This window comes from Bordetella genomosp. 2 (assembly GCF_002261345.1).
In the GTDB taxonomy this organism is placed as follows: Bacteria; Pseudomonadota; Gammaproteobacteria; order Burkholderiales; family Burkholderiaceae_B; genus Bordetella_A.
Map to the genome: position 1 here is coordinate 50,378 of NZ_NEVT01000004.1, position 13,481 is coordinate 63,858.

11 protein-coding genes and 1 pseudogene are annotated in these 13,481 nt (G+C 69.7%); 6 read left to right on the forward strand and 6 right to left on the reverse strand.

Annotated elements, in window-relative coordinates; all coding sequences use genetic code 11:
- Positions 1-3 precede the first annotated feature (3 nt).
- The gene (gene gspF, locus CAL24_RS09445; protein ID WP_094806552.1) at positions 4-1,212 is read left to right on the forward strand and encodes a type II secretion system inner membrane protein GspF; all 1,209 of its coding nucleotides are present in this window, start codon (positions 4-6) and stop codon (positions 1,210-1,212) included.
- 316 nt (positions 1,213-1,528) lie between these two features.
- Here gspF and CAL24_RS09450 read toward each other — a convergent pair whose 3' ends face one another.
- The 3 genes from CAL24_RS09450 to CAL24_RS09460 are packed head-to-tail and all read right to left on the reverse strand — an operon-like array spanning position 1,529 to position 4,930.
- Positions 1,529-1,867: a P-II family nitrogen regulator gene (locus CAL24_RS09450; protein WP_012249775.1), complete on the reverse strand. Its 339-nt coding sequence runs from the start codon at positions 1,865-1,867 to the stop codon at positions 1,529-1,531.
- 40 nt (positions 1,868-1,907) lie between these two features.
- A complete protein-coding gene (locus tag CAL24_RS09455; protein WP_094806553.1) occupies positions 1,908-3,542 on the reverse strand; it encodes an NAD+ synthase in 1,635 nt (544 codons plus the stop codon).
- Positions 3,543-3,580: 38 nt separating this feature from the next.
- Positions 3,581-4,930 (reverse strand): mechanosensitive ion channel family protein, encoded by a 1,350-nt coding sequence (locus CAL24_RS09460; RefSeq protein ID WP_094806615.1) that lies wholly within the window; start codon positions 4,928-4,930, stop codon positions 3,581-3,583.
- Positions 4,931-5,068: 138 nt separating this feature from the next.
- Here CAL24_RS09460 and argH point away from each other — a divergent pair, with 138 nt between their 5' ends.
- A complete protein-coding gene (argH, locus tag CAL24_RS09465) occupies positions 5,069-6,484 on the forward strand; it encodes an argininosuccinate lyase (RefSeq protein ID WP_028355580.1) in 1,416 nt (471 codons plus the stop codon).
- A gap of 25 nt (positions 6,485-6,509) precedes the next feature.
- Here the strand turns inward: argH and CAL24_RS09470 are convergent, their stop codons facing one another.
- Positions 6,510-7,088 carry a nitroreductase family protein gene (locus tag CAL24_RS09470; protein WP_028355581.1) on the reverse strand — a complete coding sequence of 193 codons (579 nt, stop codon included), beginning with the start codon at positions 7,086-7,088 and terminating at the stop codon, positions 6,510-6,512.
- Between the two features lie 98 nt (positions 7,089-7,186).
- Positions 7,187-7,621: a Cd(II)/Pb(II)-responsive transcriptional regulator gene (gene cadR, locus CAL24_RS09475; RefSeq protein WP_028355582.1), complete on the reverse strand. Its 435-nt coding sequence runs from the start codon at positions 7,619-7,621 to the stop codon at positions 7,187-7,189.
- A 103-nt stretch (positions 7,622-7,724) separates the two neighbouring features.
- Between cadR and CAL24_RS09480 the strand changes: the two genes are divergently transcribed.
- The 4 genes and pseudogenes from CAL24_RS09480 (at position 7,725) to CAL24_RS09495 (ending at position 12,389) form a co-directional block, all read left to right on the forward strand.
- Entirely contained in the window at positions 7,725-9,968 is a 2,244-nt protein-coding gene (locus CAL24_RS09480; protein WP_094806554.1) for a heavy metal translocating P-type ATPase, read from the forward strand.
- Positions 9,969-10,137: 169 nt separating this feature from the next.
- Complete coding sequence (locus CAL24_RS09485) at positions 10,138-10,917, forward strand: amino acid ABC transporter substrate-binding protein (protein WP_094806555.1); 780 nt, start codon at positions 10,138-10,140, stop codon at positions 10,915-10,917.
- Between the two features lie 50 nt (positions 10,918-10,967).
- Complete coding sequence (locus CAL24_RS09490) at positions 10,968-11,648, forward strand: amino acid ABC transporter permease (RefSeq protein ID WP_028355584.1); 681 nt, start codon at positions 10,968-10,970, stop codon at positions 11,646-11,648.
- Positions 11,645-12,389, forward strand: a pseudogene (locus tag CAL24_RS09495) (amino acid ABC transporter ATP-binding protein). The gene CAL24_RS09490 and the pseudogene CAL24_RS09495 overlap by 4 nt, the downstream one beginning before the upstream one ends.
- 39 nt (positions 12,390-12,428) lie before the next feature.
- On the opposite strand, the gene CAL24_RS09500 reads toward CAL24_RS09495, so the two are convergent.
- A complete protein-coding gene (locus CAL24_RS09500; RefSeq protein WP_094806556.1) occupies positions 12,429-13,436 on the reverse strand; it encodes a Bug family tripartite tricarboxylate transporter substrate binding protein in 1,008 nt (335 codons plus the stop codon).
- Positions 13,437-13,481 lie beyond the last annotated feature (45 nt).

Below are 13,481 nucleotides of genomic sequence, written 5' to 3' on the forward strand. Positions count from 1 at the left end.
CGCATGCCGTCGTTCCGTTACGAAGCCACCGACCTGGTGGGGAAGATCGTCCATGGCACCCTCGATGCCGAGACCGAGCGCGGCGCGCGCAACCAGTTGCGCGCCCGCGGCCTGGTGCCGCTGTCGACGGTGGCCGCGGCGTCGCGCCAGGGCGCGGGCGCCGGCATGCTGCAGCGCCGCCTGTCCGACAGCGAGCTGGCCTGGCTGACGCGCCAGCTCGCCAGCCTGCTGGCCGCGCGCCTGCCGCTGGACGCCGCGCTGAGCGCGACGCTGGAGCAGGCCGAGAGCCGCCACGTGGCGACCGCGCTAACCGGCGTGCGCGATGAGGTGCGGGCCGGCTTCCGGCTGGCCGATGCGCTGGCGACGCGGCCGCGCGATTTTCCGGAGATCTATCGCGCGCTGGTGGCCGCCGGCGAGGAATCCGGCGACCTGGCGCAGGTGATGGAGAAACTGGCGGGCTACATCGAAGAGCGCAACGCGCTGCGCGGCAAGGTGATGACGGCGTTCATCTATCCCGCCGTGGTGGCCTGCGTATCGGTCATCATCGTCGCGTTCCTGCTGGGCTATGTGGTGCCGCAGGTCATCACCGCCTTCGACCACGCGCACCAGCAATTGCCGCTGCTGACGCGCATCATGCTGGCGCTGAGCGATTTCGTGCGCCAATGGGGCTGGGCCAGCGCCATCGGCGCGGTGGCCGCCTTCTCGCTGTGGCGCATCGCGCTGCGCGCGCCGGCGCGCCGCGAGGCCTGGCATGCGCGGCTGCTGCGGCTGCCGCTGGCGGGGCGCTTCGTGCTGGGGGTGGACGTGGCGCGCTTCGCCTCGACGCTGGCCATCCTGAGCAGCAGCGGCGTCAGCCTGCTGGGCGCGCTGGGCGCGGCGCGCCGCACCCTGGGCAACGAACGCCTGCGCCGCGCCGTCGATGAAGCCACCGAGCGCGTGCGCGAAGGCGCGCCGCTGGCCTCGGCGCTGGCGGCGCAGAAGGTGTTTCCGTCATTGTTGATCCACCTGGTCGCCAGCGGCGAGAAGACCGGGCGCCTGCCGGAACTGCTCGAGCGCGGCGCGCAGAACCTGTCGCGCGACCTGGAGCGCCGCGCCATGGCCATGACCGCCCTGCTGGAACCGATGCTGATCCTGCTGATGGGCGGCTTCGTGCTGCTGATCGTGCTGGCGGTGATGATGCCGATTCTGGAGATGAATCAGTTGGTGCGCTGAGAGCCTGGGGGGCTGTGCGCGGTGTCTGACACGCAAGGTGTCAGACACCTGGGTTGCCCCACCGGCAGGTGCCGGGCCCCGCAAGTGCCCGACACCGAGGTCCCACGCAAGGTGTCAGACACCTGTGCTGCCCCACCGGCAGGTGTCAGGCTCCGCAGGTGCCCGACACCGGGGTCCCACGCAAGATGTCAGACACCTGTGCTGCCCCACCGGCAGGTGTCAGGCTCCGCAGGTGCCTGACACCGGGGTCCCCGTGTCGGCCGGGCGATCGCCTGGCGCCGGGTCCGCCCATCCCGGCCGGGCCGTGCCGGCGCCCTTACAGCGCCTGTTCGCCGTTCTCGCCGGTGCGGATGCGGATGGCCTGTTCGACCGGGGTGACGAAGATCTTGCCGTCGCCGATCTTGCCGGTGCGGGCCGCCTTGATCACCGCCTCGATGGCCGGTTCGACCATGTCGTCGGCCAGCACCACCTCGACCCGGATCTTGGGCAGGAAATCCACCACGTATTCGGCGCCGCGATAGAGCTCGGTATGCCCCTTCTGGCGGCCGAAGCCCTTGACCTCGGTGACGGTCAGGCCGCTGACTCCGACCTCGGCCAGCGCCTCGCGGACTTCGTCGAGCTTGAAGGGTTTGATGATGGCGGTGACTTGTTTCACGTTGTTGTGGTCCTGAGGAAAGATCGAAGGCGGCGCGGGTTCAGACGGTTTCCCGGAACCCGTTGGTGACAGGATAGCGCCAATCCCGGCCGAACGCGCGCGGCGTGATGCGCGGCCCCGGCGGCGCCTGGCGGCGCTTGTATTCGTTGACGCGGATCAGGTGCACCACCTGCTCGACGGCCGCCTGCGGGAAGCCCGCGGCCACGATCTCGGCGGCCGACTGGTTGCGCTCCATGTAGCGCTCCATGATGCCGTCGAGGATGTCGTACGGCGGCAGGCTGTCCTGGTCGGTCTGGTCGGGCCGCAGCTCGGCCGAGGGCGGGCGCGTGATGATGCGGCGCGGGATGACTTCGCGTTCGCGGTTGCGCCATTCGGCCAGGCGGTACACCAGCGTCTTGGGGACGTCCTTGATGACCGCGAAGCCGCCGGCCATGTCGCCGTACAGCGTGCAATAACCGGTGGTGAGCTCGGATTTGTTGCCGGTGGTCAGCACCAGGTGGCCGGTCTTGTTGGACAGCGCCATCAGCAGCGTGCCGCGCACCCGCGCCTGGATGTTCTCTTCGGTGGCGTCGACCGGCAGGCCGGCGAACTGCGGGGCCAGCATGGCGCCGAACGCGTCGACCGCCGGGCCGATGGCGATATCGTCATGGCGCACGCCCAGGCGCTGCGCCATGTCGCTGGCGTCGGTCTGGGAGATATCCGCCGTGTAGCGCGACGGCATCATCACCGTGCGCACGTTGGCGGCGCCCAGGGCGTCGACGGCCACCGCCAGCACCACGGCCGAATCGATGCCGCCCGACAGCCCGATGATGGCCCCCGGAAAGCCGTTCTTGCCCAGGTAGTCGCGCACCGCCAGCACCAGCGCGTTCCAGACCTGCTCTTCCAGGCAGTATGGCTTGACATCGGCATGCCGCGACACGGGACGGACGGTGCCCGAGCCATCGGCCTCGACCACGTCGACGCCCTCGGTGTAGTCGGGCAGCCGCGCGGCCGGCCGGCCCTGCGCGTCGAGCGCGAACGAGGCGCCGTCGAACACCAGCTCGTCCTGGCCGCCCACCATGTTGGCGTAGATCACGGCGCAGCCCGTGTCCTGCGCGCAGCGGCGCGCCACCTGGAGGCGCTCTTCCTGCTTGCCGGTGTTGTAAGGCGAGGCATTGGGCACCAGCAGCACCTGCGCGCCGGCCTGCGCGGCGGCGCGCGGCGCGCGGTCGAACCAGATGTCCTCGCAGATGTTCACGCCGAAGCGCACGCCCTTGACCTCGAACACCAGCGGCTGGTCGTCGGCCGAGAAATAGCGTTGTTCGTCGAACACCGAGTAATTGGGCAGCTCGCGCTTGCAGTACGCGCCGACCACCTTGCCTTCGCACAGCACCGTGGCGGCGTTGTACAGCTTGCCGCCGCGCGCCAGTACGTGGCCCACCAGCAGGTGCAGGCCGGCCAGGCCGGCGGTGTCCTGGCGCAACTGCGCCAGCGCGGCTTCCTGGCGCTCGACGAAATGCGGGCGCAGCAGCAGGTCTTCGGGCGGATAGCCGGTCAGCACCAGTTCGGGCGTGACCAGCACGTCGGCCCCCTGCCCGTGGGCCGCTCGGGCGGCCTCGAGCACGCGGGCCGCATTGCCGGCGATGTCGCCCACGTGGGCGTTGATTTGCGCGATTGCAACCCGGGCAGCGCTCATGGACTACGGTTCCAGATCGGTTGAATACGGACTGAAAATTATCGCATGCCGGCCCCGGGGGCATCGTCCAGCACCGTCGGCCCGGCCGCGCCGTCCAGGGCGCGTTCCCGCGCCAGATCGCGCCGCAGCGCCTGGCCCAGGCCCTCGCCCATGGCGCCGATGTCGGCGCCCGAGGGCTGCTGGTACAGGCGCAGGCCCAGTTCGGGCAGGATGGCCAGCAGGTGGTCGAACACGTCGCCCTGGATGCGCTCGTACTCCACCCAGGCCGTCAGGGCGGTGAAGCAATAGACCTCGATGGGGATGCCGTCGGACTGCGGTTCCATCATGCGCACCATCATCGACATGTCCTGGCGGATCTCCGGATGCCGCTTCAGATAGGCCAGCGCATAGGCGCGGAAGGTGCCGATATTGGTCAGCCGCCGCCGGTTGGCCGGCAGCCGCGCCAGTTCTTCGTCCAGCGTGCTGTTGGTCTGCAGCAGATCGGTCCGCTTGGCCGCCAGGTAATCGTGCAGCAGCCGGAAGCGCATCAGGCGCTCGGCCTCGTCGTCGGCCAGGAAGCGCACGCTGGTGGCGTCCACCCGCAGCGTGCGCTTGATGCGCCGCCCGCCCGACTCGAACATGTGGCGGTAGTTGCGGTAGCTCTCGGAAAACAGCTTGTAGGTGGGCACCGTGGTGACGGTGTTGTCCCAGTTCTGCACCTTGACGGTATGCAGGGCGATGTCGCGCACGAAGCCGTCGGCGTTCGACTGGGGCATCTCGATCCAGTCGCCGATGCGCAGCATGTCGTTGGAGGTGAGCTGGGTGCTGGCCACCAGCGACAGCAGCGTGTCCTTGAACACCAGCAGCAGCACCGCCGACAGCGCGCCCAGGCCGGAGATCATCCACAGCGGCGAGCGGTCCAGCAGTATCGACAGCACCAGCACCGTGCAGATGGCGATCAGCATCAGCTTGCCGATCTGGATGTAGCCCTTGATGGAACGCGTCTGTGCCCGCGTGGTGGCGGAATAGGTGTCCTGCCAGGCGCTCAGCACGCCGCTGGCCGCCATGAATAGGCAGATCCAGGCGGCGGCGTGGGCCAGCCGCCCCACCACGGCGGCGGCCGGCTCGACGTGCGGCACCAGGCCGATGCCCATGGACACCACGGCGAACGGCACGGCATACCAGAAGTTCTGGTAGGCGCGCCGGCGCCGCAGGGCCTTGTCCCAGTTCTCGCGGCCGGTCAGGATCAGCAGCCGGTGCGCGCAGGCCAGCACGATGCGGGCCCCGACCCACTGCGCGATCAGGGCCGCCAGCACCAGCACGCCGACGCCCAGCAGCGTCTGGCCCCAGGCATGGGTCGGCACGTATTCGCCCAGCCGCGTCACCAGGCGTTCCCATTCCCATTCGATTGCCAAATCCGGGCTCCTTCAGATGGCTTGCCCGAATTATCCAACAAGTGGCCCCGCCGCCGGGCGGCGCCGGATACCTGGGCGGCGCCGGGCGGTTTGCCAGCGTCGCCAGTCCCTAGCCCTATAATTCCGCCCATCATGGCAAAAACACCCTCCTCCGACCAAAACCAGTTCGCCAACAAGGCGCAAGCCTGGTCCGCCCGGTTCTCCGAGCCGGTTTCCGAACTCGTCAAGCGCTACACGGCGTCCGTGGATTTCGACCAGCGCCTGGCGCGCCACGACATCCAGGGCTCGCTGGCGCACGCCGAAATGCTGGCGGCGCAGGGCATCATCCCGGCCCAGGACCTGGCCGACATCGAGCGCGGCATGGCCCAGATCCTGTCGGAAATCGACGCCGGCACCTTCCAGTGGCTGCTCGACCTGGAAGACGTGCACCTGAACATCGAAAAACGCCTGGTGGAGCTGGTCGGCGACGCCGGCAAGCGCCTGCACACCGGCCGCTCGCGCAACGACCAGGTGGCCACCGATATCCGCCTGTGGCTGCGCGCCGAGATCGACGGCCTGATCGCCCTGCTGCGCAAGCTGCGCCACGCGCTGGCCAGCGTCGCGCTGGAACACGCCGGCACCATCATGCCGGGCTTCACGCACCTGCAGGTGGCCCAGCCGGTCACCTTCGGCCACCACCTGCTGGCGTATGCCGAAATGTTCGGCCGCGACGCCGAGCGGCTGGCCGACTGCCGCAAGCGCGTCAACCGGCTGCCGCTGGGCGCCGCCGCGCTGGCCGGCACCAGCTTCCCCATCGACCGCGAACGCGTGGCCCGCACGCTGGGTTTCGACGGCGTGTGCCGCAACTCGCTGGACGCCGTGTCCGACCGCGACTTCGCCATTGAATTCTGCGCCGCCGCCGCGCTGATCATGACCCATGTGTCGCGCCTGTCCGAAGAACTGGTGCTGTGGATCAGCCCGCGCGTGGGCTTCATCGACCTGGCCGACCGCTTCTGCACCGGCAGCTCGATCATGCCCCAGAAGAAGAACCCCGACGTGCCGGAGCTGGCGCGCGGCAAGACCGGCCGCGTCAACGGCCACCTGATGGCCCTGCTGACCCTCATGAAAGGCCAGCCGCTGGCCTACAACAAGGACAACCAGGAAGACAAGGAAGGCCTGTTCGACACGGTCGACACCCTGCGCGACACGCTGACCATCTTCGCGGACATGGCCGCCGGCATCAAGGTCAAGGCCGACAACATGCGCGCCGCCGCGCTGCAGGGTTTCGCCACCGCCACCGACCTGGCCGACTACCTGGTCAAGCAGGGCGTGCCGTTCCGCGACGCCCACGAAGTGGTGGCCCACGCCGTGCGCGACTGCGAACAGCGCGGCTGCGACCTGGCCGACCTGCCGCTGGCCGACCTCAAGGCCTACCACCCCGGCATCGGCGACGACGTCCATGCGGTGCTGACGCTGGAAGGCTCGGTGGCGGCGCGCAAGCACGTCGGCGGCACCGCCCCGGAACGCGTGCGCGAGGAAGCGCAGCGCGTCCTGCAGGAAACCGCCTGAAGGCAGGCGGCCCCGAGGGACCGGGCTACTGCCCGGTCCACTCCGTGACAAATTCCCGGTAGTCCGGCCGCTCGGCCGGCGGCACCGCGCAGGCCGGCGTGCCGATCGCCAGGAAGCCCAGGAAGCGGTAGTCCAGCGGGTCCAGCCCGAGGGCTTCCTGGACTTCCTCCAGGTAGGTGCCCATGCCGGTGCTCCAGAACGCGCCGTAGCCCAGCATGTGGGTGGCGTTCAGGATGTTCATCACCGAGGCGCCGGTGGCCAGCAGTTGCTCCTGCTCCGGCACCTTGGGGTTGTCGTGCTCGATCTTGTGGGCCAGGCCCACGAACAGCGGCACTTCGCTCATCCACTGGCGCACCGATTTTTCCTTTTCCGGCGTCATGCGCGGGTCGCCGCTGCGCTTGACCGCGTCCAGGGCGCGGTCGGCCAGGCGGCCGATGGCCTCGCCGCGAATCAGCACGAAACGCCAGGGACGCAACTTGCCATGGTCCGGCGCGCTCATGGCGGCCTGGAAAATCTGGTCGAGCTCTTCCTGCTTGGGCGCGGGCGCGCGCAGGAACTTCATGGAACGGCGGGAAGCCAGGGCATGCAGGGGAGAAACGGTCATGGGTAAGCGTCAGCCTATTCGAGAAACATTCTCATCATACGACAGCCCCCGCGCGGGCCGGCCCTATCCCCCCGCCCCGGCCAAGGTCTTGGCCGCGCTCAGCCCAGGTGGGTGTGGCGCTCGGGGCGTTCCTCGACCTGCATTTCGGACAGGCCGTGCAGAATGCCGCAGTCGTCAGTATCGGGCCGCGCCGACAGGCAGCGCCGGCGCAGTTCGGAAAGCTGGCCCTTCAACTGCAACAGCTCGGCGATGCGGGCATCCACGTGGGCGATGTGCTGGTCGAACAGCGCGTTGATCGGGCCGCAGCCGGCGCGGTGGTCGTCGGCCAGTTGCAGGATGGCCCGGATCTCCTCCTGCGTCATGTCCAGCGCGCGGCAATTGCGGATCAGGCGCAGCCGCTCCAGGTGCGGCGCGCCATAGCTGCGGTAATTGTTCAAGCCACGCTCCGGCGCGGGCAGCAAGCCCTCTTTTTCGTAATAGCGCACGGTTTCGACGGTCGTGCCGGCCGCCTTGGCGAGTTCGCCGATCTTCATGGCTGCCTCCACAGGAAATCGGCCGGGTACGGCCGCTTGACCCTATAGTAACTCCAGGGTGTGCAATGCCGTCAATGCTCTTGAATGGACCCCGATCCGAGCCATGACCCACCCTGTTTCCGACTCCCCGGCCTGCTGCGGCCACGACCACGCCGGCCACGACCATGCCGGGCATGCGCACCCCGCCGCCGGCCGCCGCGCCGAGGCGGCGCCGCTGCGCGCCGGCCCAGGCCAGCGGCTGGCGCGGCTGCGCATCGGCCAGATGGACTGCCCCACCGAGGAGACCCTGATCCGCAAGAAGCTGGGCGCCCTGCCCGGCGTGCACGGCATGCACTTCAACCTGATGCAGCGGGTGCTGACGGTCGCGCATGGCGAGGGCGCGCTGGACAAGGTGGTGGCCGCCATCAAATCGCTGGACATGACGCCCGAGGTGCTGGCCGACGACGATGCGACGCCCGCCGCCGCGCCGGCGGGGCGCCGCGGCCATGGCTACTGGCTGGCCGCCGGCGGCGTGCTGGCCGCCCTGTCGGAAGCCGCCCACTTCGCCGCCCTGCCCACGGCGGTCGCGGCGGTGCTGGCGCTGGCCGCCATCCTGGCGTGCGGCCTGGGCACCTACCGCAAGGGCTGGATCGCACTTCGCAACGGCAATCTCAACATCAACGCGCTGATGAGCATCGCCGTCACGGGAGCCGTCCTGATCGGCCAGTGGCCCGAGGCCGCCATGGTGATGTTCCTGTTCAACGTGGCCGAGCTGATCGAGGCGCGCGCGCTGGACCGCGCGCGCCACGCGGTGCGCGACCTGCTCGACCTGGCACCGCAAGTGGCGACGGCCCGCCAGGCCGACGGCTCGTGGGCCGAAGTGCCGGTGGCGCAGCTGCGCCATGACGACTGGGTGCGCGTGCGGCCCGGCGAACGCATCGCCGCCGACGGCATCGTGGCCGACGGCTCCTCGGCGGTGGACCAGTCCGCCATCACGGGCGAGAGCCTGCCGGTCGACAAGGCAGTGGGCGACACCGTGTACGCCGGCACCGTCAACACCACCGGCGCGTTCGACTACCGCGTCACCGCCGCGGCCGGCGAGACCACCCTGGCGCGCATCATCCACGCGGTCGAGCAGACCCAGGGCGCGCGTGCCCCGACCCAGCGCTTCATCGACCGCTTCTCGCGCGTGTACACGCCGGTGGTGGTGATCCTGGCGCTGCTGGTGGCCGTGGCGCCGCCGCTCATCTGGGGCCAGCCGTGGCTGGACGCGATCTACCGCGCGCTGGCGCTGCTGATCATCGCCTGCCCCTGCGCGCTGGTCATCTCCACGCCGGTCAGCATCGTCAGCGGGCTGACCGCGGCGGCGCGCCGCGGCATCCTGATCAAGGGCGGCGTGTACCTGGAAGAAGGCCGCCGGCTCGCCTGGCTGGCGCTCGACAAGACCGGCACGCTGACCCACGGCAAGCCGGTCTGCACCGACCTGGACACCCTGGTCCGGCCCGAACCCGGCGCGGCCGCGCCGGCCCTGCTGGCCGCCAGCCTGGCCGCGCGCTCCGACCACCCGGTGTCGCGCGCCGTGGCGCAAGCCCATGCCGCCGGCGCGGCGCCCGCGCCGCTGCTGGAAGTGCGCGATTTCGCCGCCCTGCCGGGACGCGGCGTGCGCGGCCGCATCGGCGGACAGACCTGGCACCTGGGCAACCTGCGGCTGATGCGCGAACTGGGCGTGGCCACGCCCGACCTGCAGGCCCGCATCGAAGCCCTGGAGCAGCAAGGCAAGACCGCCATCGCGCTGGCCGACGGCCGCGGCGCCGTGGCGCTGGCGGCGGTGGCCGACACCCTCAAGCCCGGCAGCGCCGAAGCAGTCGCCGGCCTGCACCGCCTGGGCGTGCGCACGCTCATGCTGACCGGCGACAACGTGCGCACCGCGCGGGCGGTGGCCGAACAGGCCGGCATCGACGAAGCCCATGGCGAACTGCTGCCCGAGGACAAGCTGCGCGCCGTCGAGGCCAAGCTCGGCGCGGCCGGCAAGGTCGGCATGGTGGGCGACGGCATCAACGACGCGCCGGCGCTGGCGCGCGCCGACATCGGCTTCGCCATGGGTGCGGCCGGCACCGGCACGGCCATCGAGACGGCCGACGTGGCGCTGATGGATGACGACCTGCGCAAGATCGGCCAGTTCGTGCGCCTGTCGCGCGCCACGCACCGCATTCTGGTGCAGAACATCGCGCTGGCGCTGGGCATCAAGGCGGTGTTCCTGGTGCTGGCCGCCGCCGGCCACGCCACCCTGTGGATGGCCGTGTTCGCCGACGTGGGCGCCAGCCTGCTGGTGGTGGCCAACGGCCTGCGCCTGCTGCGCGCGCGCTGAGCGCCGCCGCGGGCGGCGCGGGCACGGCGCCGCCTAATAACCGCCGGCAATATTCTTACGATTCTTCATGCTTTGTGGAAAAATAGGCTGGTTGTTACAGTGTTCGTTTCCCCGGCGCGGCCCACAAGGCGGCGCCGGCGCGCATGACACCATCCACTGGAGCACCACCATGAAATTGCGCTCGATTCTGCTGGCCGGACTACTGCAACTCACCGTGGCGGCCGCCGCCCATGCCCAGGACGGCCTGGCCGCCATCAAGTCGGCCGGCGTGTTCAAGATCGGCACCGAAGGCACCTATGCGCCGTTCACGTATCACGACACCTCCGGCAAGCTCACCGGCTTCGACGTGGAAATCGGCCGCGCCATCGCCGAGCGCCTCGGCGTCAAGGCGGAATTCGTCGAAGGCAAGTGGGACGGCCTGATCGCCGGGCTGGACGTCAAGCGCTACGACGCCGTGATCAACCAGGTCGGCATCACCGATGCGCGCAAGGCCAAGTACGACTTCTCCGACCCGTACATCGCTTCGCAGGCGGTGTTGATCGTGCGCGACGACAACACCGAGATCAAGCGCTTCGAGGACATCAAGGGCAAGCGCTCGGCCAATACGCTGACCAGCAATTTCGGCAAGCTGGCGCAGAAGTACGGCGCCCAGGTGGTGGCCGTGCAGGGCTTCAACGAGAGCATCGACCTGCTGATGTCGGGCCGCGTCGACGCCACCATCAACGACAACCTGTCGTTCCTGGACTTCAAGAAGCAGAAGCCCAACGCCAAGGTGAAGATCGTCGACAGCGACAAGAGCGCCGAGTTCAGCGAATCGGGCGTACTGATCCGCCAGGGCAACCCCGAGCTGCGCGCGGCCATCAACAAGGCGCTGGCCGACATGAAGGCCGACGGCACCTACAAGGCCATTTCGGAAAAGTACTTCGGCACCGACCTGTCGGCCCAGTAAGCCCCGCCGCCTCGTCCGCCGAGCCACCCTTCCAAGGAAGACACGCCATCGTGCCCGCCTGGCTGCAGTTGATGATCGATTCATTCTGGCCCCTGCTGCACGCGGGGCTGGTGTTCACGGTGCCGCTGACGCTGCTGTCCTTCGCGGGCGGGCTGGTGCTGGCCTTCGTGGTGGCGCTGATCCGCCTGTTCGGCCCGGCCCCGCTGGTGGCGCTGGTGCGCTTCTATGTATGGCTGATCCGCGGCACGCCGCTGCTGGTGCAGTTGTTCGTGATCTTCTACGGCCTGCCCAGCGCGGGGATCGTGCTCGACCCGCTGCCGGCCGCCCTGATCGGCTTCACCCTCAACGTCGGCGCCTACAACTCCGAGGTGATCCGCGGCGCCATCGAATCCATCCCGAAGGGCCAGTGGGAAGCCGCCTACTCGCTCAGCATGACGCGCGGCCAGGCCATGCGCCGCACCGTCCTGCCGCAGGCCGCGCGCGTGGCCGTGCCGCCGCTGGCCAACTCGTTCATCTCGCTGGTCAAGGACACCTCGCTGGCCGCCGTGCTGACCGTGCCCGAGATCTTCCAGGCCGCCCAGCGCATCGCCGCGGTCACCTACGAGCCGCTGATTCTCTACACCGAGGCCGCCCTGATCTACCTGGTGTTCAGCTCGGCGCTGTCGGCCGCGCAAGTGCGGCTGGAGCGGCGCTTCGGCCAGCACGCGGTGTTTTCCGAGAGGAACCGATGATCGCGCTGACGCAGATCGACAAATTCTTCGGCGACCACCATGTACTGGACAAGGTCGACGTCGCCATCGCCGAAGGCAGCGTCACCGCGCTGATCGGCCCGTCCGGCAGCGGCAAGAGCACGCTGCTGCGCTGCGTGAACCTGCTGGAGATCCCGGAGGGCGGCACACTGCAGCTGGGCGACGAGACCGTGCGGTTCGACCCGCAGCGCAAGCCCGAGCGCGACGCCGTCCAGCGCGTGCGCAAGCAGACCGGCATGGTGTTCCAGAACTTCCAGCTGTTCCCGCACCAGACCGTCATCGACAATGTCATGGAAGGCCTGGTCACGGTGCAGAAGTGGCCGCGGCCGCGTGCCCGCGAGCGCGCGCTGGAACTGCTGGCCAAGGTCGGCATGCGCGACAAGGCCGACGCCTGGCCGCTCAATCTGTCCGGCGGGCAGCAGCAGCGCGTAGCCATTGCCCGCGCGCTGGCCCCCCTCGCCGCGCGTGCTGCTGTGCGACGAGCCCACCTCGGCGCTCGACCCCGGCCTGGCGGCCGAAGTGGTCGAGGTGCTCAAGCAGCTGGCCAGCGAAGGCATGACCATGCTGATGGCCACCCACGACCTGCGCCTGGCCGCCGCCATCTCGCGCGAGGCGGTGTTCCTGCAGGAAGGCCGCGTGGTGGAATCCGGCCCCTCGGCCGAACTGTTCAGCCGGCCGCGCGACGCGCGCACGGCGGCGTTCATTTCCACGCTGACGCAGTAGGCCGCGCGCCTGCCGCCGGACTCCCGCGCGAGGCTCGCCTCAGTTCACCTGGGCGCCGGATTTCCGCACCAGATCCGACCACTTGGCGATCTCGGCCCGTTCGAAACCGGCCAGGTCGCGGGTGGACTCGCCGCCCGGTTCAACGCCCTGCCCGGCCAGGCGCTCGAGCACCTGCGGATCGCCCAGGGCCTGCTGCGCCGCCTGGCGCAGCACGGCCAGCGCCGGTTCGGGCGTGGCGGCCGGCGCGTACAGCATGAACCAAGCCACCAGGTCGAAATCGCTGCCGGTCTGCTCGGCGATGCTGGGCACATCGGGCGCGGCGCTGCTGCGGCGGGCGCTGGATACTCCCAGGGCGCGCAGCTTGCCGGCCTGGATGTGCGGCAGTACCGCGGCGGGATGGTAGAACATGAACTGCACCTGGCCCGACATCACGTCGGACACGGCCAGCCCGCCCTCTTTGTAGGGCACGTGCAGCATTTCGCCGCCCAGCCGCGCCTTGAGCAATTCGCCGGCCAGGTGGCCGGACGTGCCGCTGCCGGCCGAGGCGAACGCCACGCCGGGCGCCTTGCCCGCGGCGGCGGCCAGGTCCTTGAGCGACTGGATGCCCGATCCGCTTCCGGTGACCAGGAAAGTCGGCGTCTGGCCCACGAACGCCACCGGCGCGAAGTCCTCCAGCGGGTCGTAGCCGGGATTCTTGTACAGGGCCTGGTTGATCGCGTGCGTGCCCACCGTGCCCATCACCAGCGTATAGCCATCGGGCTGGACCCGCGCCACCTGAGCCGTCCCGATGGTGCCGCCCCCGCCGGATTTGTTTTCCACCACCACTTGCTGGCCCAGCGGCTTGGCCATGGCCTCGGCCACGATGCGCGCGATGGTGTCGGTGGTGGTGCCCGGACCGAACGGCACCACCATGCGCACCGCACGCTCGGGGAACGCGGCAGCCTGCGCGGCCACGGCCGGCAGCCCCAGCACGCCGGCCAACAATGCGGCGCCCAGCAATTTGCGGCGTGTCCGCCGGCCGTTGGAATGGTGATCGAGCGGTTTCATGGTTGTCTCCTCGTTATGATGAGTATGTGCGGCGAGCCATGCCGG